This window comes from Gemmatimonadota bacterium, from assembly GCA_016712265.1.
In the GTDB taxonomy this organism is placed as follows: Bacteria; Gemmatimonadota; Gemmatimonadetes; order Gemmatimonadales; family Gemmatimonadaceae; genus RBC101.
The window spans coordinates 955,958-977,657 of the sequence record JADJRJ010000030.1; the positions used below are offsets into that span (position 1 = coordinate 955,958).

Annotated in this window: 19 protein-coding genes; 8 read left to right on the top strand and 11 right to left on the bottom strand. The window is 66.4% G+C overall.

Annotated elements, in window-relative coordinates:
• Nucleotides 1-45: 45 nt before the first annotated feature.
• Genes IPK85_19695 through IPK85_19715 form a run of 5 tightly spaced genes read left to right on the top strand, consistent with a single transcriptional unit; the run spans nt 46 to nt 4,628 of the window.
• Nucleotides 46-945, top strand: a complete 900-nt coding sequence (locus tag IPK85_19695; GenBank protein MBK8249597.1) for a hypothetical protein — start codon at nt 46-48, stop codon at nt 943-945.
• Between the two features lie 40 nt (nt 946-985).
• Nucleotides 986-2,272 carry an amidohydrolase family protein gene (locus tag IPK85_19700; protein ID MBK8249598.1) on the top strand — a complete coding sequence of 429 codons (1,287 nt, stop codon included), beginning with the start codon at nt 986-988 and terminating at the stop codon, nt 2,270-2,272.
• 24 nt (nt 2,273-2,296) lie between these two features.
• Entirely contained in the window at nt 2,297-3,517 is a 1,221-nt protein-coding gene (locus IPK85_19705; GenBank protein ID MBK8249599.1) for an exo-alpha-sialidase, read from the top strand.
• A complete protein-coding gene (locus IPK85_19710; protein MBK8249600.1) occupies nt 3,514-4,017 on the top strand; it encodes a TlpA family protein disulfide reductase in 504 nt (167 codons plus the stop codon). Before IPK85_19705 ends, IPK85_19710 begins: the two co-directional genes overlap by 4 nt.
• Nucleotides 4,014-4,628, top strand: a complete 615-nt coding sequence (locus tag IPK85_19715) for a DJ-1/PfpI family protein (GenBank protein MBK8249601.1) — start codon at nt 4,014-4,016, stop codon at nt 4,626-4,628. Before IPK85_19710 ends, IPK85_19715 begins: the two co-directional genes overlap by 4 nt.
• Before the next feature lie 107 nt (nt 4,629-4,735).
• Here IPK85_19715 and IPK85_19720 read toward each other — a convergent pair whose 3' ends face one another.
• Entirely contained in the window at nt 4,736-5,320 is a 585-nt protein-coding gene (locus IPK85_19720; GenBank protein ID MBK8249602.1) for a YceI family protein, read from the bottom strand.
• A gap of 177 nt (nt 5,321-5,497) precedes the next feature.
• On the opposite strand from IPK85_19720, the gene IPK85_19725 reads away from it, so the two are divergent.
• Together IPK85_19725 and IPK85_19730 are read left to right on the top strand one after the other, a co-directional pair.
• Nucleotides 5,498-6,685, top strand: a complete 1,188-nt coding sequence (locus tag IPK85_19725; protein MBK8249603.1) for a hypothetical protein — start codon at nt 5,498-5,500, stop codon at nt 6,683-6,685.
• On the top strand, nt 6,682-8,574 hold the full coding sequence (locus tag IPK85_19730) for a hypothetical protein (protein MBK8249604.1): 1,893 nt from the start codon (nt 6,682-6,684) through the stop codon (nt 8,572-8,574). The genes IPK85_19725 and IPK85_19730 overlap by 4 nt, the downstream gene beginning before the upstream one ends.
• Nucleotides 8,575-8,685: 111 nt before the next feature.
• Here IPK85_19730 and IPK85_19735 read toward each other — a convergent pair whose 3' ends face one another.
• From IPK85_19735 to IPK85_19775, 9 genes are all read right to left on the bottom strand, one after another.
• Nucleotides 8,686-10,077, bottom strand: coding sequence for a tryptophanase (locus tag IPK85_19735; GenBank protein MBK8249605.1), 1,392 nt, complete (start codon nt 10,075-10,077; stop codon nt 8,686-8,688).
• 78 nt (nt 10,078-10,155) lie between these two features.
• Complete coding sequence (locus tag IPK85_19740) at nt 10,156-11,511, bottom strand: beta-lactamase family protein (protein MBK8249606.1); 1,356 nt, start codon at nt 11,509-11,511, stop codon at nt 10,156-10,158.
• Between the two features lie 31 nt (nt 11,512-11,542).
• Nucleotides 11,543-12,970, bottom strand: coding sequence for an APC family permease (locus IPK85_19745; GenBank protein ID MBK8249607.1), 1,428 nt, complete (start codon nt 12,968-12,970; stop codon nt 11,543-11,545).
• Between the two features lie 59 nt (nt 12,971-13,029).
• The gene (locus IPK85_19750; GenBank protein ID MBK8249608.1) at nt 13,030-13,983 is read right to left on the bottom strand and encodes a 3-keto-5-aminohexanoate cleavage protein; all 954 of its coding nucleotides are present in this window, start codon (nt 13,981-13,983) and stop codon (nt 13,030-13,032) included.
• Between the two features lie 74 nt (nt 13,984-14,057).
• Nucleotides 14,058-14,918, bottom strand: coding sequence for a 3-hydroxyacyl-CoA dehydrogenase family protein (locus IPK85_19755; GenBank protein ID MBK8249609.1), 861 nt, complete (start codon nt 14,916-14,918; stop codon nt 14,058-14,060).
• Nucleotides 14,915-15,814 (bottom strand): 3-hydroxyacyl-CoA dehydrogenase, encoded by a 900-nt coding sequence (locus IPK85_19760; protein ID MBK8249610.1) that lies wholly within the window; start codon nt 15,812-15,814, stop codon nt 14,915-14,917. Before IPK85_19760 ends, IPK85_19755 begins: the two co-directional genes overlap by 4 nt.
• Nucleotides 15,811-18,675 (bottom strand): S9 family peptidase, encoded by a 2,865-nt coding sequence (locus IPK85_19765; protein ID MBK8249611.1) that lies wholly within the window; start codon nt 18,673-18,675, stop codon nt 15,811-15,813. The genes IPK85_19760 and IPK85_19765 overlap by 4 nt, the downstream gene beginning before the upstream one ends.
• Nucleotides 18,676-18,752: 77 nt before the next feature.
• Entirely contained in the window at nt 18,753-19,355 is a 603-nt protein-coding gene (locus tag IPK85_19770; protein ID MBK8249612.1) for a lysophospholipid acyltransferase family protein, read from the bottom strand.
• Nucleotides 19,348-20,727, bottom strand: coding sequence for an aspartate aminotransferase family protein (locus tag IPK85_19775; GenBank protein MBK8249613.1), 1,380 nt, complete (start codon nt 20,725-20,727; stop codon nt 19,348-19,350). Before IPK85_19775 ends, IPK85_19770 begins: the two co-directional genes overlap by 8 nt.
• Nucleotides 20,728-20,868: 141 nt before the next feature.
• On the opposite strand from IPK85_19775, the gene IPK85_19780 reads away from it, so the two are divergent.
• Nucleotides 20,869-21,381 carry a hypothetical protein gene (locus IPK85_19780; GenBank protein MBK8249614.1) on the top strand — a complete coding sequence of 171 codons (513 nt, stop codon included), beginning with the start codon at nt 20,869-20,871 and terminating at the stop codon, nt 21,379-21,381.
• Nucleotides 21,382-21,392: 11 nt separating this feature from the next.
• Here the strand turns inward: IPK85_19780 and infA are convergent, their stop codons facing one another.
• A complete protein-coding gene (gene infA, locus IPK85_19785) occupies nt 21,393-21,632 on the bottom strand; it encodes a translation initiation factor IF-1 (GenBank protein ID MBK8249615.1) in 240 nt (79 codons plus the stop codon).
• Nucleotides 21,633-21,700 lie beyond the last annotated feature (68 nt).

Genomic DNA, 21,700 nt, shown 5'->3' on the forward strand with positions numbered 1-21,700 from the left:
AACGACCAGGTCCTGCGCAATAGGGTGAGCATCCCAGGAGGTATCATGTCCCGCGTACACCGTCCCCGACTGGTCGCCACCTGTGCGTGCGTGATCGCCGCCGCCTGCGGCGGCAAGTCACCCACCAATCCGCCGAACCCGGGAGGGAACTCCGGGCTGACGGCGACCATCGATGGCACCGCGTTCGCCGCCCCTGCCGGAACCGCGACGGCAATCGGGGCGCCCAACGGTACCTTCAGTCTGGCCGGTGGAAGCGCCGCGGGGACCGGGCTGGCCATCAACGCCTTCAATGTCGGAGGACCCGGCACTTACCCGATCGGCGTTGGCCCCACGGTGCCGGGGGCGATCGCGTCCGTCACCGCGTCGGGAGGTGCCTGGAGTACCGCACTCTCCGGGAACGCCGGGACGATCAGCTTCACGACGGTCTCCGCCACGCGGATCGTCGGCACCTTTTCGTTCGTCGCCACGTCGGTCACGAACGCCACGGGTACACGCACAGTCACCAATGGAGCGTTTGACCTGCCCGTGACGTCGGCGGGCACCATCGCGCTCGCCCCGAATGCGGGGAGCAAGTTCACCGGAACGATCAACGGGACGGCTTGGAACGCCGCGACGATCGTGATGGGATCGCGACCGACCTCCGGCACCCTCGGCCTGATCCTGTCGAACACCAGCTACAACCTGGTCCTCACGCTCGCCGGTTTTTCCGGTCCCGGCTCGTATGCGCTGGGAGGTGGCCTGCAGCGGACCCTCCTGGCGACTCAGCTCGGCCCCAACACCAACTGGGGCGGCCCTGGTGCGGCAAGCACGGGATCGTTTGTTGTTTCGAGTGTGACGGCGTCCCGCGTCGTGGGCACGTTCGACGTCAGCCTGCCCCCCAGTACGCTCAACCCTGGCACGGGCACGCTGCGCCTGGTCGGCACCTTCGACGTGGGCATTCCCTGATGGCGGTTGCGCGGGCCGGACGCCGCGCGCACGTTGCGGGATGCGTCGAATTCTCCTGGCCTCGTGCCTGACCCTGACCGGAGTGACGGCCGCCGCCCAGTCGGCCGCCCCGGAGATCCTGCTTCGCCCGGCCCGCGTATGGGACGGACTTCGAGATGCCCCTGTTGAGGGACTGGTCGTGCTGGTGCGCGGCGACCGCATTGCCGCCGTGGGGACACCGGCCGAGGTGCGGGCCGCAGCCGGCGCACGGACGATCGAACTTCCCGGACTGACGCTGTTTCCCGGGATGATCGAGGCCCATGCCCATGTGCTCCTGCATCCCTACAACGAGGCAACATGGGATGAACAGGTCCTGAAGGAGTCCACCGCGCTCCGGGTGGCCCGCGCCACCGTGCACGTGCGGAATACGTTGATGGCGGGATTCACGACCATTCGCGACCTCGGCACGGAAGGCGCCGGATGGGCGGACGTGGGCGTGAAGCAGGCCATTGAACGGAAGGTGATCCCGGGCCCTCGCATGCTGGTCACCACCAAGGCCATTGTCGGGCGCGGCAGCTATGGCCCCAAAGGGTTCTCGACGGAGGTCGACGTGTTGCAGGGCGCCGTGGAAGTGGGCAACACGGAGGAACTCGTCGCCGAGGTGCGCAACCAGATCGGGCACGGCGCCGACTGGATCAAGATCTACGCGGATTATCGGTGGGGGCCCAACAACGACGCCCGACCCGCGTTCACCGAGGCCGAGCTGCGTGCCGCGGTCGAGATCGCCGCGTCCAGCGGACGACATGTCGTGGCGCATAGCTCCTCGGCGGAGGGAATGCGCCGCGCCATCCTGGCTGGGGTGACAAACATCGAACACGGAGACGGCGGCACACCGGAAGTCTTCGCCCTGATGGCCGCTCGTGGTGTTGCCCTTTGCCCGACTCTCGCGGCCGGTGACGCCACCTCGCAGTATGCCGGCTGGAAGAAGGGTGTCGATGCCGAACCCGCGCGCATCAAGGCAAAGCGCGCGAGTTTCGCGGCTGCGCGCGCCGCCGGCGTGACGATCTGCAACGGAAGTGATGTCGGGGTGTTCACGCATGGCGACAACGCGCGAGAACTCGAACTACTGGTGGACTACGGCATGCCCCCCCTGCAGGCCATGAAGGCTGCCACCAGCACGACGGCGCGTGTCCTTCAGATGGCGGATCGGATCGGTGCCGTGCAGCCCGGGTTGTTCGCCGACCTCGTCGCGACGGATGGGGACCCCACCCGGGACATCGGGGCAACGCGCCGCGTGCGGTTTGTCATGAAGGCCGGCGAGGTCTTTCGGCAGGATACCGGGCGCTAGATTCCCTTCCCCACGGCCCCACTTATGTCCCGACGACTCCGCCGCTTCGCCTTGGTCCTCGTCGCCGGCTGCGCCGGCAGCGAAGAGCCCACTCCCACCGCAGGGTTCACGGCGATGGCAACGCCAAGCGGCCCTCGCGCCGCCGAGCCGTATCTCGCGGTCGATCCCCAAGGGGTGGTCCACATGACCTGGATCGAACGCACCGGTGACAGTACCGCAGCGGTGAAGTATGCGCACCTGCGCGATTCCACCTGGTCACCGCCGGCGACGATCGTGGAGCGGAGGGACCTGTTCGTGAACTGGGCGGATTTCCCCGCGGTGGCGATCGCGCCGTCCGGCGGGCTCGTGGTCCACTGGCTCCAGCGCAGTGGCGCAGGGACGTATGCCTATGACATTCGCGTGGCTCGGTCGACCGATGAGGGGAAGAGCTGGACCGCGCCCCAGGTGCTCCACCGCGACGGCCGCCAGGCCGAACACGGCTTTCTGACTTTCTGGCCGGGCGGCGGTGACACCGTCCATGCCGCGTGGCTCGACGGCCGCCACATGAATGCAGGCGATGGCCACGGCAAGGGGGCGATGACGGTCCAGTCGACCAGCATCGCGGGTGACGGTTCGTTAGGCGCCGAGCTTGCGCTGGACATGCGCAATTGTGAGTGCTGCCAGGTGAACAGCGCGCTCACTGCGCGTGGACCCGTCGTGGTCTATCGGGATCGCTCTGAGGATGAGGTGCGCGACATCGCGATCGTGCGGCAGGTGAACGGAACCTGGTCCCCACCGGCGAAAGTGCACGAAGACGGTTGGCAGATTGCGGCCTGTCCGGTGAACGGTCCGGCGATAGCCGCGAGCGGCGACACCGTCGTGGTCGCCTGGTTCACGGGCGCTCGCGATACGGCCCATGTGAAGGTGGCCTGGTCGCTGGATGCCGGCGCAACCTTCGGCGCCGCCACCGTCGTGGACGGCGGCAATCCGGCCGGGCGCGTGGACGTTGAGCTGCTGCCGGACGGCAGTGCGGCGATTTCCTGGTTGGAGCGGGTTCCACCAGAAGCGGCCGAAGTCCGGGTGCGACGAGCCCGGCGCGATGGCACCCTGGGGACGCCAATGACCGTGGCGACCACCACGGGGGCGCGCGCCAGCGGATTCCCGAAACTCGTCCAGCGCGGAACGGAGTTCGTGGCCGCATGGACGGTCCCTGGCGACACGGCCCGGATTCTCATGGGCAGGATGCCCGCCAAGGCGCTCCCATGAGGCGCGCGGTTGCCGCTGTCGCGGTGGCCATCGTCGCCTGCCGGCCCGAGCCCGGTACCCTCGTCGGCGACGTAGCACCGCCCTACGCCGCGACCACCCTCTCGGGTGACTCGGTCTCGACCACTGCGCTCAAGGGCAAGGTGGTCTTGCTGAACGTATGGGCCACGTGGTGCGCCCCATGCCGCGAAGAAATCCCCTACCTCCAGTCCCTGCACGAACAACATGCCGCCAGTGGACTCGAGCTCGTGGGCGTCTCTGTAGATACCCAGGGGGAGGATGAGACGATTCGCGGGTTCATGAGGGATTTCGGAATGACGTACCCTGTGTGGCGTGACCCCGATGAGCGCGTCCAGACGCTGTTTCAGGCGCTGGGCGTGCCCTCGTCGTATCTCATCGACCGCGCGGGCGTGATTCGGTGGCGCCGGCTCGGGATTATCCGACAGAACGACAGCACCTTCACGCAAGCGCTTCAGGCCGCCCTCACGGCTCCCCCCGGATGACGCGGACGGTTGGGATCCTCATCTTCGACGAGGTGGAGGTGCTGGACTTCGCCGGACCGTTCGAGGTCTTCTCCGTCTCTGGTCGCCGGCACCAACTGGACCTGTTTCGGGTGGTGACCGTAAGCGAACGGGGCCAGCCAATCGCGGCCCGCAACGGGCTGCTCGTCATGCCGACGCACTCCTTTGCGAACTGCCCCGCGCTCGACCTGGTGCTGGTGCCCGGAGGCTTTGGAACGCGCCGGGAAATGAAGAACGCCGTCGTGCTGGAGTGGGTGCGAGCCGCTGCCAAGCGCGCCGAAGCCGTCCTCTCCGTGTGCACGGGGTCGTTGGTGCTTGGCTCCGCCGGGCTGCTCGATGGCCTGCACGCCACCACGCACTTCCTGGCCTTCGATGAATTGCGCGCCGTGGCACCGCGCGCGACGATCCACGAAAGTGCACGCTATGTGGACAACGGTCAGGTCGTCTGCTCCGCCGGAGTCAGCGCGGGGATCGACATGTCACTACACGTGATCCGGCGTCTTCACGGAGATGATCTCGCGCGCGAGGCGGCGCGGTATATGGAATACGAGGGTCGCTGGGACTCCAATGAGCGGGTGGTCCTCGCTTCTTGAGCTGGCCGTACCGCGCCTAAACCACAGCAATTCCGTCGCTTCGGAGATCACACCTAACGTGATCTCCGAAGCGACCCCGGTTATTCACCTGGCGTGCTGCTGTGAGGTCAGGACTTCACCGCTTCGATGGTAATGTTGATCTCAACCTCGTCGCCCAGCATGATGCCGCCACCCTCGACCGCACGGTTCCAGGAGACGCCGTAGTCCATCCGGTTGATCTTGGTTGACGCCTCAAACCCGATACGGTCCTTCCCCTGCGCATCCTTGGTGATCCCGCCGAATGAGCCGCTGAGGGTCACCGGCTTCGTCTTCCCACGGATCGTCAACGTTCCCTGGATCGTGATCTCCTCGCCTCGGACCGCGACAGAGGTGCTCTTGAACTCCAGGGTCGGAAAGGAGTCAGCGGCAAAGAAGTCGTTGGACCGGAGGTGGTTGTCGCGGTTCTCGTTGTTGGTGTCGATCGACTTCGCGTCAATCGAGACATTGACTGATCCTGTCGCCAGGTTCCTTGGATCAGCCGAGATGCTCCCGGACCACTTGCTGAACGTCCCGCGGACCTTGGTCACATAGTGCCGGATCCGGAAGGTCAGCTCGGAGTGCGCCGCATCAATCGCCCACGCGCTCGCCTGGGCGCTAAGGGTGGCAGGTGCCTGCACGGCGAGGGCAACGGCGAGGACGAGGATTTTTCGCATGCGGAGTCTTTGTGGGATAGTACGGAGGTAAACATCTTGGCAGTGAGATAAATATCGCCCAATGCCGCGCCTGTCCAGCCCACAATTGGATCTCGGCCGTAGTCCTGCCTTCCGACCCCCTGAGCCGCGGGGTAGCGTTCGCCCCGCAGTCCTCCCAGACCCTCCTGCTCGATGCATATGCGGCCCTTCGTCACCCTGATCCTCCCTGCCCTCACGACCCTTTGCGGAGTGACGGCCCGCGGCCAGACCCCGGCCCAGGCGGCGACCCAACGCTCGGCGCAGCCGGCGGCATCGCTGTCCCCCTTTCGTCACCTGCGCCTCCGCAACATCGGGCCAGCGAACATGAGCGGACGCTTTACGGACGTGGCGGTGAACGAGGCGAACCCCTTCGAGTTCTACGCGGCGAGCGCGACGGGCGGGGTCTGGAAGACGACGGACAATGGCATCACTTGGGCCCCGGTCTTCGAAAATGAGGGCACCCATTCGGTCGGTGCCCTCGCCGTGGATCAGAAGGACCCGAAGATCGTGTGGGTGGGCACCGGCGAGGCGACCAATCGCCAGAGCTCCTCTTGGGGTGATGGCATCTACAAGTCGACAGACGCCGGCAAGACGTGGAAGCACGCCGGGCTGCGGGAGAGTCGGCATATCGCGCGCATTGCCGTGGACCCCACCAACTCGAACACGATCTTCGTGGCGGTGATGGGGGCCTTGTGGGGCCCAAGCCGCGAGCGCGGGCTGTACAAGTCGATCGACGGCGGACAATCGTGGGCGCCGGTGCTGCAGCGGGATGAGGATACGGGGGCCGCCGACGTGGCGATTGACCCGACGAACCCCAACATCGTCTACGCCGCCTTGTACCAGCGCCGCCGCCAGCCGTTTGGTTTCGTCGGTGGTGGACCGGGCAGCGGACTCTACAAGTCCGAGGATGGGGGTTCAAGCTGGAAGCGCCTGGTCACGGGCCTCCCGAGTGGCAACTGGGGACGCATCGGGATCTCGATCTATCGCAAGGATCCAAAGGTCGTGTACATCTCGCTCGAGCAAGGCCAGCGGTACACCTCGTCGGTGTCCTACGGCGAGCGGCGCGGGGGCGTCTTCCGCTCGGAGGATCGTGGCGAGACGTGGCGTCACATGAGCACGTGGAACCCCCGCCCCGGGTACTCGTCGCAGATCCGCGTCGACCCCAGCGACCAGAGCCGCCTCTACCAGGTGCAGTACTCGGTGAGCGACGACTCCGGCAAGACCTGGCGCGAACCGCGGCAAACCCTGCACGGGGACGACCGGATGATCTGGGTGAACCCGAAGGACTCGCGCCACCTCATCAAGGCCGACGATGGCGGCATCGGGATTTCCTACGACCGGGGGTGAAGTGGCTCTACGTGAGCACCATCCCCGTCTCGCAGTTCTACCGGCTCAGTGTGTCGACCGGAACACCGTACCTGGTCTGCGGCGGACTGCAGGACAACGGCTCCTGGTGCGGCCCCAACGAGACCTACGCCACACAAGGGATCCAGAACGAGGACTGGTTCCGGGTGGGCGGCGGCGACGGCTTCTTCAACGTCGTGGACACCACCGACAACCAGACGGTCTACGTCTCCTCGCAATACCTCGGCATCACCAAGGTCAACCTCAAGACCCTCGAGGCGAAGAACCTGCGACCGACGCCGAAGGAAGGCGAAGGGCCAAAGCTCGGCAACTGGGGCGCCCCGGACCCCAAGGTCGGCCGCAAGATCCCGCCGGCCGGATGGAACTCCCCGTTCCTGATCTCGCCGCACGATGCGAACACGGTCATGGGGGGGATGGCGATTGCGCTCAAGTCCGCCGACCGTGGCGACACCTGGGAATCACTGGGGAACCTGACCACCGGGGTCGACCGCCGGACCCTCAAGATTATGGGGCAGACGCCGCAGGAGGATACCCCTTCCCTCGATGATGGCGTCTCCTACTACCCGACCACGTCGGCCCTCGCCGAGTCGCCTCGGGTGAAGGGACTGCTGTATGGCGGCACCGACGATGGCAACCTCAAGGTGTCCCGCGACGGCGGGAAGACCTGGACGGACCTGACAGGCAAGGCACCGTTTGTCCCTAAGGGCACCTGGGTCAAGGCGATCGAGCCCTCCCGGTATGCCGACGGGACGGTGTATGTCGCGTGGGACGGCCACCAGGCGAACGACTACACGAACTACCTCGCCAAGTCTACGGACTACGGCCAGACCTGGACCTCCCTCGTCGGGGACCTGCCGGCCTTCCGGGTGATGCACGCCATTCGTGAGGACCTCAAGAACCCCAACGTGCTCTACCTCGGGACAGAATTCGGCCTGTTTGTGACGACCGATGGTGGTACGAAGTGGTGGTCGCTCAAGAACAACATGCCGAATGTCCCCATCAACGACCTCACCATCCAGCCGCGAGAGAACGACCTCGTGCTCGGGACGCATGGCCGCGGGATCTGGGTCCTTGACCAGATCAATGCCATCCAGGAAGTCACCCCCGACATCCAGAAGGCGGCCGCCCATCTCTTCACGATCAACCCGGCGGTGATGAAGCGGATGGCCAGCATCCGCGCCCACACCGGTGACATGTACTTCCGCGGTGAAAACCCCGCCTACGGGGCAGTGATCGACTTGTGGGCGCGCGACTCGGTTTCCCAGAATGCCCGGGTCACAATCCACGACGCCGCCGGTGCGCAACTCGCCAGCGTGCCGATCGACGCGGGCCCGGGGAGCGGCGTCCGTCGTGTGACCTGGAACCTCAGGCTCCCGCCGGTGGCCGCAGGACGCGCGGGCGCCGACGACGAAGGATTTGGTGGAGGACTTACGGGGCGCTTTGTGGCCCCGGGGACGTACACGGCGCGACTCTCCCTGCATGGCCAGCACGTTGAGCAGCGCTTCGAGGTGCGTGAAGATCCCCGCGTGTCGCTGACCGCCGAGCAGCGCGTGGCCTGGTTCGGCGCCATCGACAGCGTGGCGGTGATGTACCGGGCCGCGAACGCGATGGCGGATACCACGCGCCGTGAACAGCAGCGACTCGCCGCGTTGCCCGAGGCCGAACGACGGCGGCTCGCGGCTCGGCTGACCGAAGTGGCCGACGTCGCCCTGACGGCGAGCGAGCTGACCCAGCGACTCGCGGCCCTCTACGGAAACGTCGTGCGCATCTCCGAGCCACCTACGGCGGACCAACGGGCGCAAATGGGGTACTTCCCCACCGTGCTCGCGGATGTCATCAGGCGCTGGCGGGCGTTAGGGATCATACAGTAGACGGGAGACGCAAGACGCAAGACGCGAGACGGCGGGCGGCAGACGGCAGACGGCAGGCTCCAGACGGCGGACAGCGGGCTGCCTGCGTCGCCGTCGCCGTTCGCCGCGAGCTCAGTCCACCAGCAACGCTCCGTGCGCCGGCGCGAGCTTCGCGCTGAAGTGACGCAGGGCTGAGGGCTGCTCGGTGATCTTGAGCCCGCGAATGGACGCGGCACGCGTTCGCACGTAGGCCAGCACTTCGGCCACGTAGTCCACATGGCTCTGCGTGTACACGCGGCGTGGGAACGCGAGGCGCAGCAACTCATGCGGCGCCGGATGCTCCGTCCCATCGGGATGATGTCCAAACATCAGGCTGCCGATCTCCACGGCCCGGATGCCACCCTCGAGGTACAGGACGGCACCCAGCGCGCACGCGGGATACTCGTTCCACGGGATATGCGGGAGCAGCCGGCGGGCATCGAGGTACAGTGCGTGCCCACCAGGCGGCAGGAGCAACGGGACGTCGGCCGCCTGGAGCCGTTCCGCGAGGTATGCGATCGAGCGGACGCGATACCGCAGGTACTCCTCATCGAGCACTTCCGTCAACCCGGTGGCAATCGCCTCGAGGTCGTAGCCCGCGAGGCCGCCGTACGTGACAAACCCCTCGGTGAGAATGAGGTTGTTGCGGCACCGCTGGGCGAGTGCGTCGTCGTTCATGGCCAGGAAGCCGCCGATATTGGCGAGGCCGTCCTTCTTGGCGCTCATCGTCGCGCCGTCGCAATACGAGAACATCTCCTGCGCGATCTCTCGTGGCGTGCGATCCGCATACCCCGCCTCGCGCTGCTTGATGAACCATGCATTTTCGGCGAACCGACAGGCGTCCAGGAAGAGTGGCACGCCGTGCCGCTGGCAGATCGCCCGCGCCTCACGCAGGTTGGCCATCGACACCGGTTGCCCGCCGCCGGAGTTGTTCGTGACGGTGATCATCACGAGCGGGACTCGTCCGACGTTATCGACGAGCACGCGGTCGAGCGCCACCAGGTCGATATTCCCCTTGAACGGGTGCAGGGCCTCGGGATCTCGTGACTCCGCACACGGCAGGTCCAGTGCCGTCGCCCCTCGATCCTCGATGTTGGCGCGGGTCGTGTCGAAGTGCGTGTTGTTGGGAACGATGTCCCCCGCCCGTGCAGCCGTCGAGAACAGGATGCGCTCGGCGGCGCGTCCTTGGTGAGTCGGCAGGACGTGCTGGAGTCCGGTGACGCCGGCGACCACGTCGCGGAAGCGATGAAACGAGCGCGCGCCGGCATAGGACTCGTCGCTCTGCATCATGGCGCCCCACTGCGCCGCGGACATCGCCCCGGTCCCGGAGTCCGTGAGCAGGTCGATCAGGACGTCGCGGGCGTCGAGCTGGAAGACATTATGATGGGCGCGCGCCAGCGCGAGGGCGCGCTCTTCGCGGGTCGTGTGCCGAATCGGCTCAACCGACCGGACGCGGAACGGTTCGAGGATGGTCTGGAATAACATGGCCGACAAACTCGCGCGAGTTGTCGGTGCCGCTGACAGGGAACCCCCGACGTGCGGTCGGGGATTCCCACAGGATGGTCAGGGGCGTGGGCGAAGTACGTTGTTGGCGCTTCCACCATCGACGCGCAGGGAAACCACGCGCCCGCCCTGCTCAGAGAACACGAACTTCGTCGCCCCGAGCATGAAGGTGCTGTTGCCGACATGGACGAGCGGCCGACGCTGCGCCCCGCGCACCACCTCAACACGTCCGTCGGTGACCTCGATCGCGAGCTGCTGGGGTACACCCCTGCCACGACCGGCGAAGGTGCCACGAAAGCGCGTGGGATCCCCCGAGACGGGAACAGCCACCGGGAGCTTCTCGCCAAGGACCGCCTTTGCAATCGCCTCTGCGGCCTCACCGGGGCCCGAGGGGCCGCTGGTGTTGTAGAAGACCACGACGCTCAACGACTCCTGCGGAAAGTAGAGGTTATCGGTAGTCCATCCGTTGATGCCGCCGCCGTGATGCAGCGACGGATGGCCAGCGACCGGGGTGAGGGCTAGTCCCTTGGCGTACCCGACCCGGTAGCCGTCATTCAGCGTGTCCGGTCGGATCATCTCCTTGTAGGAGGCGGCGGACATGATCTTGGTGCTGCGATGCAGCGCCTCATTCCAGGCGACCAGGTCGCGCACGGTCATGCATAACGAGCCAGCCGCATACGGCCACTGGTGGCTCAGCGGGCGCTTCTGGATCGGCCCGGTGGCGTCGAAATCATAGCCAGAGGTCTTGCCGCGCCGGATGGCCGTCTCGGAGCAGTAGTGGGCGCTCGGCATTCCGGCACGATCGAACAGGTGCTGCTTGACGTAGTCCGCATATGGCATCCCGGACACCTTCTCGATCACCAGCCCCACGAGGAAGAATGCCGAGTTGTTGTAGATCTGCTCCTCACCAGGTTCGAAATCCCAGGGTTGGTTTTCGACGACGCGGAGCATCGTATCGCGGGGCAGCGGAAGGGCAAAGAAGTTCCGGGCGGCCGCAATCTCCGTGTAGCTGCGCATGCCCGAGGTGTGATCCAGCAGGCGGCGAATGGTGACGCGTCGCCCGCCCGTCTTGAAGGTCGGCAGGTACTTCGTGACGTCGTCGTCGAGGCTCATCTTGCCCTGCTCGACGAGCTGCATCACCGCGGCGCCGGTGAATTGCTTCGTGATCGACCCGATCTCATAAATGGCCGTGCCGGCGGCCGGCGTGGCGACATCCAGCTCAATGTTCGCCTTGCCGTATCCCTTGACCAGGAGGGTGTCCCGGCCGCGCACCACCGCGACGGACGCACCCACGACCCGCCCGGCCTGGATGGGCGCGTTGAGGATGGAATCGATCTTTCCCCGCAGCGCGTCCCCGCGCAACTGTGCGGTGAGCATGGCTGGTGCGATGGCGAGGACAGCGAGAGCACGACGCATGGAGTCCTTCGGAAAGAGTGTCGACGGGCGGTCAGGTGTCCGCGCCGCCCAGAATGATACGACGCCGCGTCTCGCGATCGAAACCCGCTCGCACCCGCGCGGCGACCATCCAGGCAACCGCGCCGATGGCAGCCCAGGCGACCAGCATGATCCACTCGAGTGGGAGTCGTCCTTTGGCATCCGCCCAGGGCTGATACAGCGCGAGTCCGAACGAGAAAGCCGCGGAGGCGAGAGCGATCACCACGGTGGGAACGCCCCCAGGGACGCGAAAGGGGCGCGGCGCGTCCGGACGCGAGCGCCGAAGCGAGATGACTGCCCAGCAACTGACCATGTACCCGGCTGCCAGGCAGGCCGCGGCCGAGTTCACGATAGGGAGGATGGCATTGCGCCCGAGCAGCGTGACCAGGAGGGCACCCGCGCAGGACACGATGATGGCATTCGCCGGCGATCCGTGCTGCGGGTGCACACGCCCGAGGAATGGGAGGATGAAGTGGGCCCTACCCAGTGCGTAGAGGACCCGCGACGAGCAGATGATCATCGCGTTCCAGGTCGACAGCAGGGCGAGCAGCGCAGTCAGGAGGACAAGCTTCGCAAGGAACACCGACCCGAACGCCTTCTCGAACGCCGTCGCCGCTGGAATGTTCGCCCCCACCAACTCCCCCCAGGGCATGGTCATCGCCGCGGAGATCACCACACCGGTCTTGAAGACGATGCCGATGACGATCGCGAGGACGATCATCCGACCGACCTTCGCATACGAGGTGGAGTCGGCGCGTTCCTCCATCATGGTCGGCACGACGTTGAACCCGCCGAACCAGAAAGATGCGGTCATGAAGAGCGCGAGCACTCCGGGCCAGATCGACCCCGAGGCACTGCGGACGAAGTACGGTTGCAGGTTGGCGACGTCGCCCCGGACAAACCCGGAGAGCAGGAACACCACGGCCATCACCAGGAGCACGCCGACCAGGGCATCCTGTGCCTTTCCTGATGCCTTGATCCCCCGGACGTTGAGCCAGCCCAACGCCACGGTTCCCAACACGCCGAATGCGAGCGTCCCGGCCCGCACTTCGGACCCAAGGCTCGTGTACAACACTGGTCCCTCGACGCCGGGCGCGAGGGCCCCGAGGATCCACCCGATGGAGATCGCCTCGAATCCGCCGACGGTCAGGTAGATGAACGCAAGGAACCACCCCATCAGGAACCCGCTGCGTTCGCCGATTACCTCGTAGGCATACGCCATTTCGGCGCCGCTGCCCGGGATGAGCGCTGCAATCTCACCGTAGCAGAGCCCGATCAGGATGATGAAGAGTCCGCCCGCCGCGAGACCAAGCACGGCACCGATCGGTCCAGCCTGTCGGAGCCAGTCGCCGAGCACGACGGCCCAACCGACGCCAACCACGGCACCGAAGGCAAAGGCGAAGAACTGGAAGGCGCCGACTTCGCGCTTGAGCGTGGTCACGGGGGTGGGGTAAGGGACGGCAGACGGCAGGTTGAGGCTTGCCCGCCTGTCACAGGTGGTCAATAGGCGCTGGGTGTTGCCGAAAGGCCGAGCATGGCGCGCGCTTGCGCGGGGGTCGCCACGTCGCGGCCTAGCTCGTGGGCCAGCCGCACCGCTCGGGCAACCAACTGTTCGTTCCCTGTGGCCAGCTCGCCGCGGCGATAGTACACATTGTCCTCGAGCCCGACCCGTACGTGGCCCCCGAGGATCAGCGCCATGGTGGTCATGGGGAGCTGGTTCGGGCCAATTCCGGAGGTCAGCCACACGGTGCCGTCCGGAAACTCGCGGATGAGGTTGACCACGTTTTCGGGCGTGGCCCAGCTCGACGTCTGGTACCCCATCACGGTCTGGATCCAGTAGGGCTTCTCGATCAGCCCCTGGGCGATGAGGTCGCGCATGACCCAACTCCCGCCGCTGTGATACGTCTCGAGTTCCGGTTTTACGCCCTGGGCCTTCATCGCGGCCGCGAACTGCGACACGAGCTTGTAGGAGAACGGGATGCAGTCGTCGTAGACGACCTCGGGATGGGGATCCGGGAGGGTGTCGGGCCGCGCCTTGAGCCGGAACTTGCTCATGTCCGGCGTCAGGTTGAGCGATGCGACCTCCGGACGAGCCGGCAGGCAGCGGAGGCGTTCCTCCATTGTCATGCCCGGGCCGCCGCCGGTGGTGTTGTTGATGATGATGTCAGGGCACCGCTGCCGGATTCGGGTGTTGACGTCGAGCCAGACTTCGGTGGACGTGGCCGGCCGCGTGAGATGCTGTGGGTCCCGCGCATGGACGTGGACCATGCTCGCCCCGGCGTCATACGCGCCACCGACTGACGCCGCGATCTCCTCTGCGGATTCCGGCAGCGCCGAGTTTGACTCCTTTCCCTGCACGCCGCCATTGCAGGCGCAGCAGATGATCACGGGGGGCATCTTGCCCACGCGCTCGAGGTACTCGAAGGTGTCAGCGTAGCGCCAGGAGTGGTTCATGACTCAGGATACGGTTGAAAGAAGGACGGCAGACGGCAGACGGCACGCGAGAAATGGGGACTGGACTCGGCGTGTCAACCCGTCGGCGTCTCGTGGTACCGGAAGAAACCCTCCCCCGATTTCACCCCTAGCCTGCCCGCGCGGATCATGTCGAGCAGGAACGGCGGCGCGGCCTCGGACGCATCGCCGAAGTGACTGGCATACGCGGCTTCGATATCCGCCACCACATCGAGGCCGATCCGGTCCATCAGTGCACACGGTCCGATCGGCACTCCCCAGTCCAGTTGCCAGGCGCGATCAATATTCTCCGCACTCGTGATCCCGGCGGCGAGCTGTTGAAGGACTTCCTTCTTCACCACACGCCAGATGCGGTTGCTCGAATACCCGAACTGCTCACGGGCCAGCACCAGGGGTTCGAAACCGCACGACGTGAGGAACGCGACGATGCGCTGCAGGGTGTCCGGCGAGGTTCCCGGGTGCCCCATGACCTCGACCTTTGCGTGGCCGAGATGCCCGAAGTTGGCGTTGATGAGCCGGTCCGGGCATCCCGTGGCATCAGCGAAGAGCGAACCTGGGAGGGCCGACGTGTTCGACACCAGGATGGTGGATGCCGGGACGAACGGGGCAGCCGCAGCGAACACGGCGCGCTTCAGCTCCAGGCGCTCGGGGACGTTCTCAAAGCCAAAGTCGACATCCCGGAGGGCCGACGCGATGGAATTGGCGGGGCTGATCCTTGAAACGATACGTTCACCATCCGCGTGCGGCACGCGCCCCTCATTGCACCACCGCTGCACAACGCCGCGGCACCAGGCGATGGCACGGTCGATCGCCGCCGGCTCGGTGTCATGGAGAACCACGTCGTGGCCACATCGCGCGAAGTCCGCGGCGAGGCGGCGTCCCATCGTCCCGGCCCCGATCATCGCGACGCGGGTCACGGGTGGTCGTCGCGCTTGAGGTCGGTGATGCGTTCCACCATACGGTCGCGCCAGGCACGGAGTGCCTCGTGCGACACCCCGGGATACATGGCGTCGACCCCTGCCCCAATCCGCTCAATGGTGGTCGCGTCAAACGACGGCGTGCTACCCAGGTCATCCATCAGCCAGCGGAAGCTCGCCCCGTACCGGGTGAAGTACTCGCGCACCCCGCCGTCCGCATTCGTGTTCGCGACCCCGAAGGGCCCCATCAGGGCCCACCGGAGGCCCAGTCCGTCGCGAATCACGGCGTCGATCGCGTCGGCATCAGCGACCCCGCCATCGAGGAGCGAGATGGCCTCACGGACCAGCGCCGCCTGCATGCGATTGAGGAGGAAGCCGGGGACGTAGCGCCGGAGGATCACGGGCGTCTGGCCCACGCCACGGAGGAACTCGCTCGCACGTGCAACAATCCCGGGGTCGGTCACCGCGCCACCCAGCAGTTCCACGGCGGGAACCACGTGTGGTGGATTGACGGGATGGGCCACGACGCATCGCCGGGCGCCGCGGAGTCCGCGCGAGATCTCGGTCATGTCGAGGGTGCTGGTGCTCGACGCGAGGATGGCCTCCGGCGCGGCGCACGAGTCCATCTCCGCATAGAGGGCCTGCTTGGCCGGGAGGGCCTCCGGCCCGCTCTCCTGGACCCACACCGCTCCGCCTAACGCCTCGGCAAGGGAGGTCGCCCCCTGGGGCTCGGTGCCCCCGCGGCCATCCCGCGCCGCGGCCACCGCGTGCCAGGCCAACGCCTGCTCGATCGCCTGCGGCGAGACGTCAAAGACCCGGACGGGGTGCCCCGCCCGGGTGAAGACGCGGATCCAGCTGCGGCCAATCACGCCGCACCCAACGACCGCGACGGTCACGACGCGACTTTCTTCTGTCGTGACTTGAGGTGTTCTTCCATCTTAAGCCGCGGGATCCCGTTCTTCAGCCAATCGGGGGCAGGCTTGCCTTGCAGGAAGTGATCGAAATACTCGGTCATCCGCAGGGTGTAGTCCTTCTGGTTCTTGGGCAGCTGCAGGCCATGGTTCTCGCCCACATACTGCAGCATGATGACGTCCTTCTCCTGCTCGCGCAGGGTGTTGAACCAGGTGATCCCCTGGTTGAAGTCCACGGCCCCGTCCTTTTCGTTGTGGAGGATCATGACCGGGGTCTGCACCTTGTCGGCGAAGAACGCCGGGGAGTTGCGGATGTAGGCGTCGCGATTCTCGACGTACCCGCCCGTGAATCGCCCTTGCGAGCTCTCGAAAATCCCCTGGTTGGCGCTCCCGGTGTTCCAATACACGGAGCTGTACATCGACAACATGTCGGTCAGGGGGGCGCCGGTCACGATCCCCGCGAACAGCTTGCCCGTCTGCGTGGCAAGGAAGGACGACTGGTAGCCGCCCCATGAATGCCCATGGAGCCCAACCTTGGCCGCATCCACGATCCCCGTGGCGATCGCCGCCTTCACCCCTGGTACGACGCACCATACACTCGACATTCCGGGGTCGTTGATCTTGTAGACGATGTCCGGCATGAACACGGCGTACCCACGGCTCGTGTAGACGCTCGGGTTGAACGCCCGCGTCTCGTTGGGCACGGCGTACTGATGCAGGCTCTGCGACAACTTCTCGTAGATGTACACCATAGTTGGGTACTTCTTCCCGGGCTCGTACCCTGCCGGAAGGAAGAGCGCCCCCTGGAGTGTGTCACCCTTGTCACTCACGTAGTCCACCAGGCGCGTTCCGCTCGACCAGGCGAACTCCGCCTGTTGGGGATTGGCCGTGGTCAACCGACGGGCCGCTGCGAGCGTCGGCCGATCGGCGGCGAAGTAGTCCGGGAAGTCGCGGAACGTCTGCCGGGTGAAGACCCAGGTTTCTGCGTTCCGGGCACGGGTAACGAAATACTTCGCGTCATCCCACACCAGCGAGGTCGCGCCGGCGCGCCCAGGCTGGACGACCGACACCCCTTCCTTCTTGGTCCACTCGCCGTAGGTCTGCAGGTACATCGGCTGCGTGAGGTCAATCCCCTTCTCCTTCGGATTGATCACCACCCGGCGTGTGTAGCGAATACGATCCTTCCGTCCGTTCCCCGTGAGGTTCGCGAACGTGCCACCACGAATGCCGACCTTCCACACATCGTAGTTGTCGAACAGCAGGACCGACTGGTTGTCAGCCGCCCAGCCCAGCGGCTGAACCGGGGGACGCTCCACGTTGTGATCGTCCTCCGTATTGACGAAACTGGTCGGCGCTCCCCTGGTGACCGTCGTCGTGGCCTTCGACAGGAAGTCGTAGACATGGTACTCGCCGTCGTGGTAGAACAGCGCGCGATTCCCGTCGGGACTCGGGATGAAATTGAACCGCGCGGTCTGCCGAATCATCGACCGCGCACCGGTCTTGAGGTCAATCGCGTAGATATCCCGACGCTGGCCCCCGTCAATGGCATCTCGCCGCTCGTACGGCCGACGGTCGACACCAAAGGCAAACCGCTCGTAGGGCGTCAGGGTCACATCGCGCAGCTCGGGCGTGCCGAGTTGCATGAACTTCTGTTCTGCTACCCGGTACTGGGCGAGGTAGGAGAACGTCTTGTCGCGACCTTCCTCGACCTGCTGTTGCGACTGAAGGCGCGGATCCCCCTTCCCGTGCCAGATGACCAGGGTCGGGAGGTCATCATCACTGCCGCCAGCACCGGCTGGGGTTTGCATCGCCCCCGGTGTGCCCGCGACCGGCCGCACATCCGGTCGCGGGGTCTTCGATTCCGGGCTGGTGCGACGCTCCGCCAGGCCAAAGAAGAGCGCGCTGCGATCCGCCGCCCAGCGCGCTGCGCGATCTGGCGAGATGCGCATCCCGGTCGGGAAATCGGGTGACGACGTGGCCGCGAAGGTGCTGCGCACTGGTGAGCCCGGCGTGCCGGTCCACGCAACCACCGTATAGGCTGTATCGCTCGCTGCGCTGTCCACTACGCCGCGCAACACTGTGAGGCCGAAGGTCGAGTCCGCCCACGACAGGCGGCGGTAGAGCGCCTTCTCGCTGTCGAGGGACTTCACCACGTCGGTGGCCAGGTTGCGCAACTGGAGCCCGTTGCCGATCCGGTCGCGCACCTCGGTGGTCCAGGCGAGGTGTGCCCCCGGCTCATCGAGCGCCCATTCGCCCACGGACCCAATCGTCGAGACCACGCCGTTACGCAAGTCCACAAGGAGCAGGTCCGCCGCCGTTGCCCCTTCGGCAGCATACCGATGCAGCACGAGCCAGTTTGGCGACTCGCCCGCCAGCGCGAATCGGCGCACCTTCTCGAAGTCGCGCTTCTCCCCGGTGGCGATGTTCACCAGGCTGACGGTGTTCTGCAGGGGCTTGCGCTCCCGTCGCAGCTTCTTCGCGTCTGCGGCCCTCGGATACGCGGTGAAGACCAGCCACTTGGAGTCGCCGGAGATCGCCACCGGCGCGTCGACCGGGCCGCCGAACGGCCCCCCACCTCCGGGGCCGGCGGGTTCGCCTACCGGCCATCGCTTCTCCGCCGCCCCCTCGGTGGTGCCGCGAAGGACCACGTCGCCGTCGCCTTCGTTAGGCGCCGTGATGTAAGCAAACCACCGGCCATCGTTCGATGTCGTGGCGTTGCGCAGGTTACGCCAGGTCGCCAAATCCGACGGATCGAGCACCTTTTGCCCCCGCGGTTGCGCGGCGAGCGGCAGGACGAGCAGGAACGCCGCAGCGGCGGCAAGCGAGGTTCGTACGGAACGCAGCATGGGACCCCTCCGGGCGCGACCCGGCGGAAAAGAGGACCCCGAGAAGATGGACCCCGGCCCGCGATCAGGCTATCCCGTCAATATCCATCGGGGCAGCGGGCCATCTCCCGGGTAAAGTTCGCCTTGATCTGGGGCAGATCGGCCGCATAGTCCCCGGTCGGTTCAAACGCGGGGAGGAGTCGCACCAGGCGCGCGCCGAAGTCCAGGGCCACGGGGAGGATGGGGACCCCCGCACCGGTCGCGATTCGATAGAACCCGGACTTCCATTCCGGGGTCCGCTTGCGCGTTCCCTCAGGCGCCACCACAAAGATCAGCTGGTCCCGCGACTGAAATTCCCGGACATGCAAGTCGACGACGTTCGTCGCCTGGGTGCGCACGACCGGAATGCCCCCGAAATACCGCAGCAGAGGCCCAGCCGGCCATCGAAACAAGGTGTGTTTCCCCAGCCAGCTCGCGTCGATCTCAAGGGCGAGATAGGCCGCGAACCCTACAACGAAGTCCCAGTTGGAGGTGTGAGGCGCGACGACGACGACGAACCTGGGGAGATCTGGCCAGCTCCCCACGACCCGCCATCCCATGGCGCGAAGCACGGACGCGCCGACGACGCGACGCCCCCAGCTCCGACGCCGCGGAATCGAGGGTGGGAGCGACGGAATCCGGCCAGTCGCGCCCTCAGGCATTCGCCATCGCTGGCTCGGTCGACCCCACACGGGGAAAGATGTCGCGCCCCAGGTCGAGCACCTCCCCGAAGGCGACGCACAGGGCATCGACCTCGGCCTCCGTGATCGCCGTATTCAACGCCGTCATCCCTCGGGATGCCCACAAGAAGCCGCGGGTGAGGAGTCCCAGATGCATGAGACGGGCGCAGTGTTTGGGAGACCGCAGCGCGTCGCGATAGGTCCGAACCGGACCGGTGCAGTAATGCACATGGCAGAGCGACCCCATCCCCTGCACGTAGCCCAGCACCTCGCGGACGTCGATCTCTCGCTGCAGTCCACGGCGCAATCGCTCACCAAGCTGATCCAGGCGAGCAATGGCCAGCGGGGTCCACATCCGCATCGCCTCCAGCCCCGCCGCCATGGTGGCGTTGTTCCCGTTGAAGGTCCCGCTGTGGGACACGCCCCCTTCGCGACGGGGATCGAAGACCGCCATCACCTCCTCCCGCCCCCCGAACGCGCCGACCGGCAGGCCACCCCCAATGATCTTGGCAAAGGTCGTCAGGTCTGGCGCGACCCCCGCCAGACCCTGCAAGCCACCGTATCCCACGCGGAACGTGACGATCTCATCAAAGATGGCCAGCGCCCCGACCGCATGGGCCGCGTCAACGACGCCTTGCAGGTACCCGTCGTCCGGCCGCAGCATCCCCGCGTAGGAGACCATCGGTTCCACCAGGACGGCGGCCACGTCACGCCCGTACCGCTCGAGGATCCAGCGCAAGGTCTCGAGGTCGTTGAACGGCGTGACCAGCACTTCGCTCACGATGCCGGGTGAGACGCCGGGTCCATCCGCGATCCCGCTGGGATATGGCGGAGAATGGAACCCCGGGGTGACCGAGACCTGGGCGGCGTCGTAGGCACCGTTGTATCCCCCCTCGACCTTCACGATCATCCGACGCCCGGTGAAGGCGCGCGCACCGCGGATGGCATTCATGACGGCTTCGGTGCCGCTGTTACAGAACCGCACCCGTTCCACGGACGGCACGCGCTCCACCAGCAGCTCGGCGAGCGCGACCTGCGCCTCGGTGGGGTATCCCATCACAGTGCCCCGGCGGGCCTGTTCGGCGATCGCCGCCGCAATGCGCGGCTCCGCATGGCCGTGGATGAGCGACGTGAAGTTGCCGAGGAAATCGACATACCGGTTGCCATCCACATCGACGAGCTCGCACCCCTCCCCACGGTCCATGAAGGTCGGGTACGGGAGGAAGAAGGTCCCGGTGCGCGTGTCCCCACCGGGGAGCACCCGTTGGGCCCGCTCGTACAGCTCGCGGGACGCCGCAGTGCGTCGGGTGTACGTGGTAGCGAGCTGGCGGTCGAGGTCCTCGACGATCGACATGGCGGCGGCGGTGTGGAAGGACGGCGAAGATGCAGGAAGGTGGGGCAAGAGGGTAAGTGGTCGCGGGGTCCCGGTGGGTGACGGCGCAACGATCGGGTCGGGACTTGCCTCGCGGGTGCGATCGGCGTTCCTTGCCCCACCGTGCGACGACTTGTCTACCTCACCCTCCCTGCCTGCCTGCTGACCGGCTGGGCCGCCGTGCGCGCGGTGCGCGAAACCGGCCAGCGGGTCAACCGGGACGTCAGCGCCACGTTCCGCGTCGACTCCATGAACCTCATTCTGCTGCCTCAGGCCGGGGTGTATCGCGCCGTGGGGATCGGTTCGCGAGAGGCGATCAAGGCAGTCGATGCGTGGGAGGTCACCGTCAGGAACCGGGAAACCGGGGCCACGGGCCAGGTACAACGGGCCACGTCAGAACGCGCGCAATCACGTGAGAACCGTCCGGGACTCGACCTGCTCTTCAGCATGCGCATTGACCAGCCGGGTACCTGGGAGCTGCGGTTCGGCAACCGCTCACCCCAGGCCGACAGCGTCACCATTCGCCTCACGCACTTCGACACGACCACGGCGGGATCGGCCATGAAGGCCTTCGGCCTCGCGACCCTCTTCTCCGTCTTGCTGCTGGTGAGCGCCGGGCTCTGGTTCCGGCGTTAGGCAACCCGCGACTACGACCCGTGCTGCGGCGGCTTGGTGTAGCGAAAGGTGATGCGTCCGCGGTTCAGGTCGTAGGGTGAGACCTCGAGCTTGACGATGTCACCGGCGAGGATGCGGATGCGATGTTGCCGGAGCTTGCCGCCGAGTGTGGCGAGGACGTCGTGTCCTCCGGGGAGGGTCACCAGGAACGTCGCGTTGGGGAGGACTTCGGTGACGGTTCCTTCCAGCTCGATCGCGTCCTGTTTCGCCATGCAGGGCTCCTGAGGGAATGCGGCCCCGGAGCGAGCGCTCCCGCCGCGCCGAAAAAATTTGCGGCAGG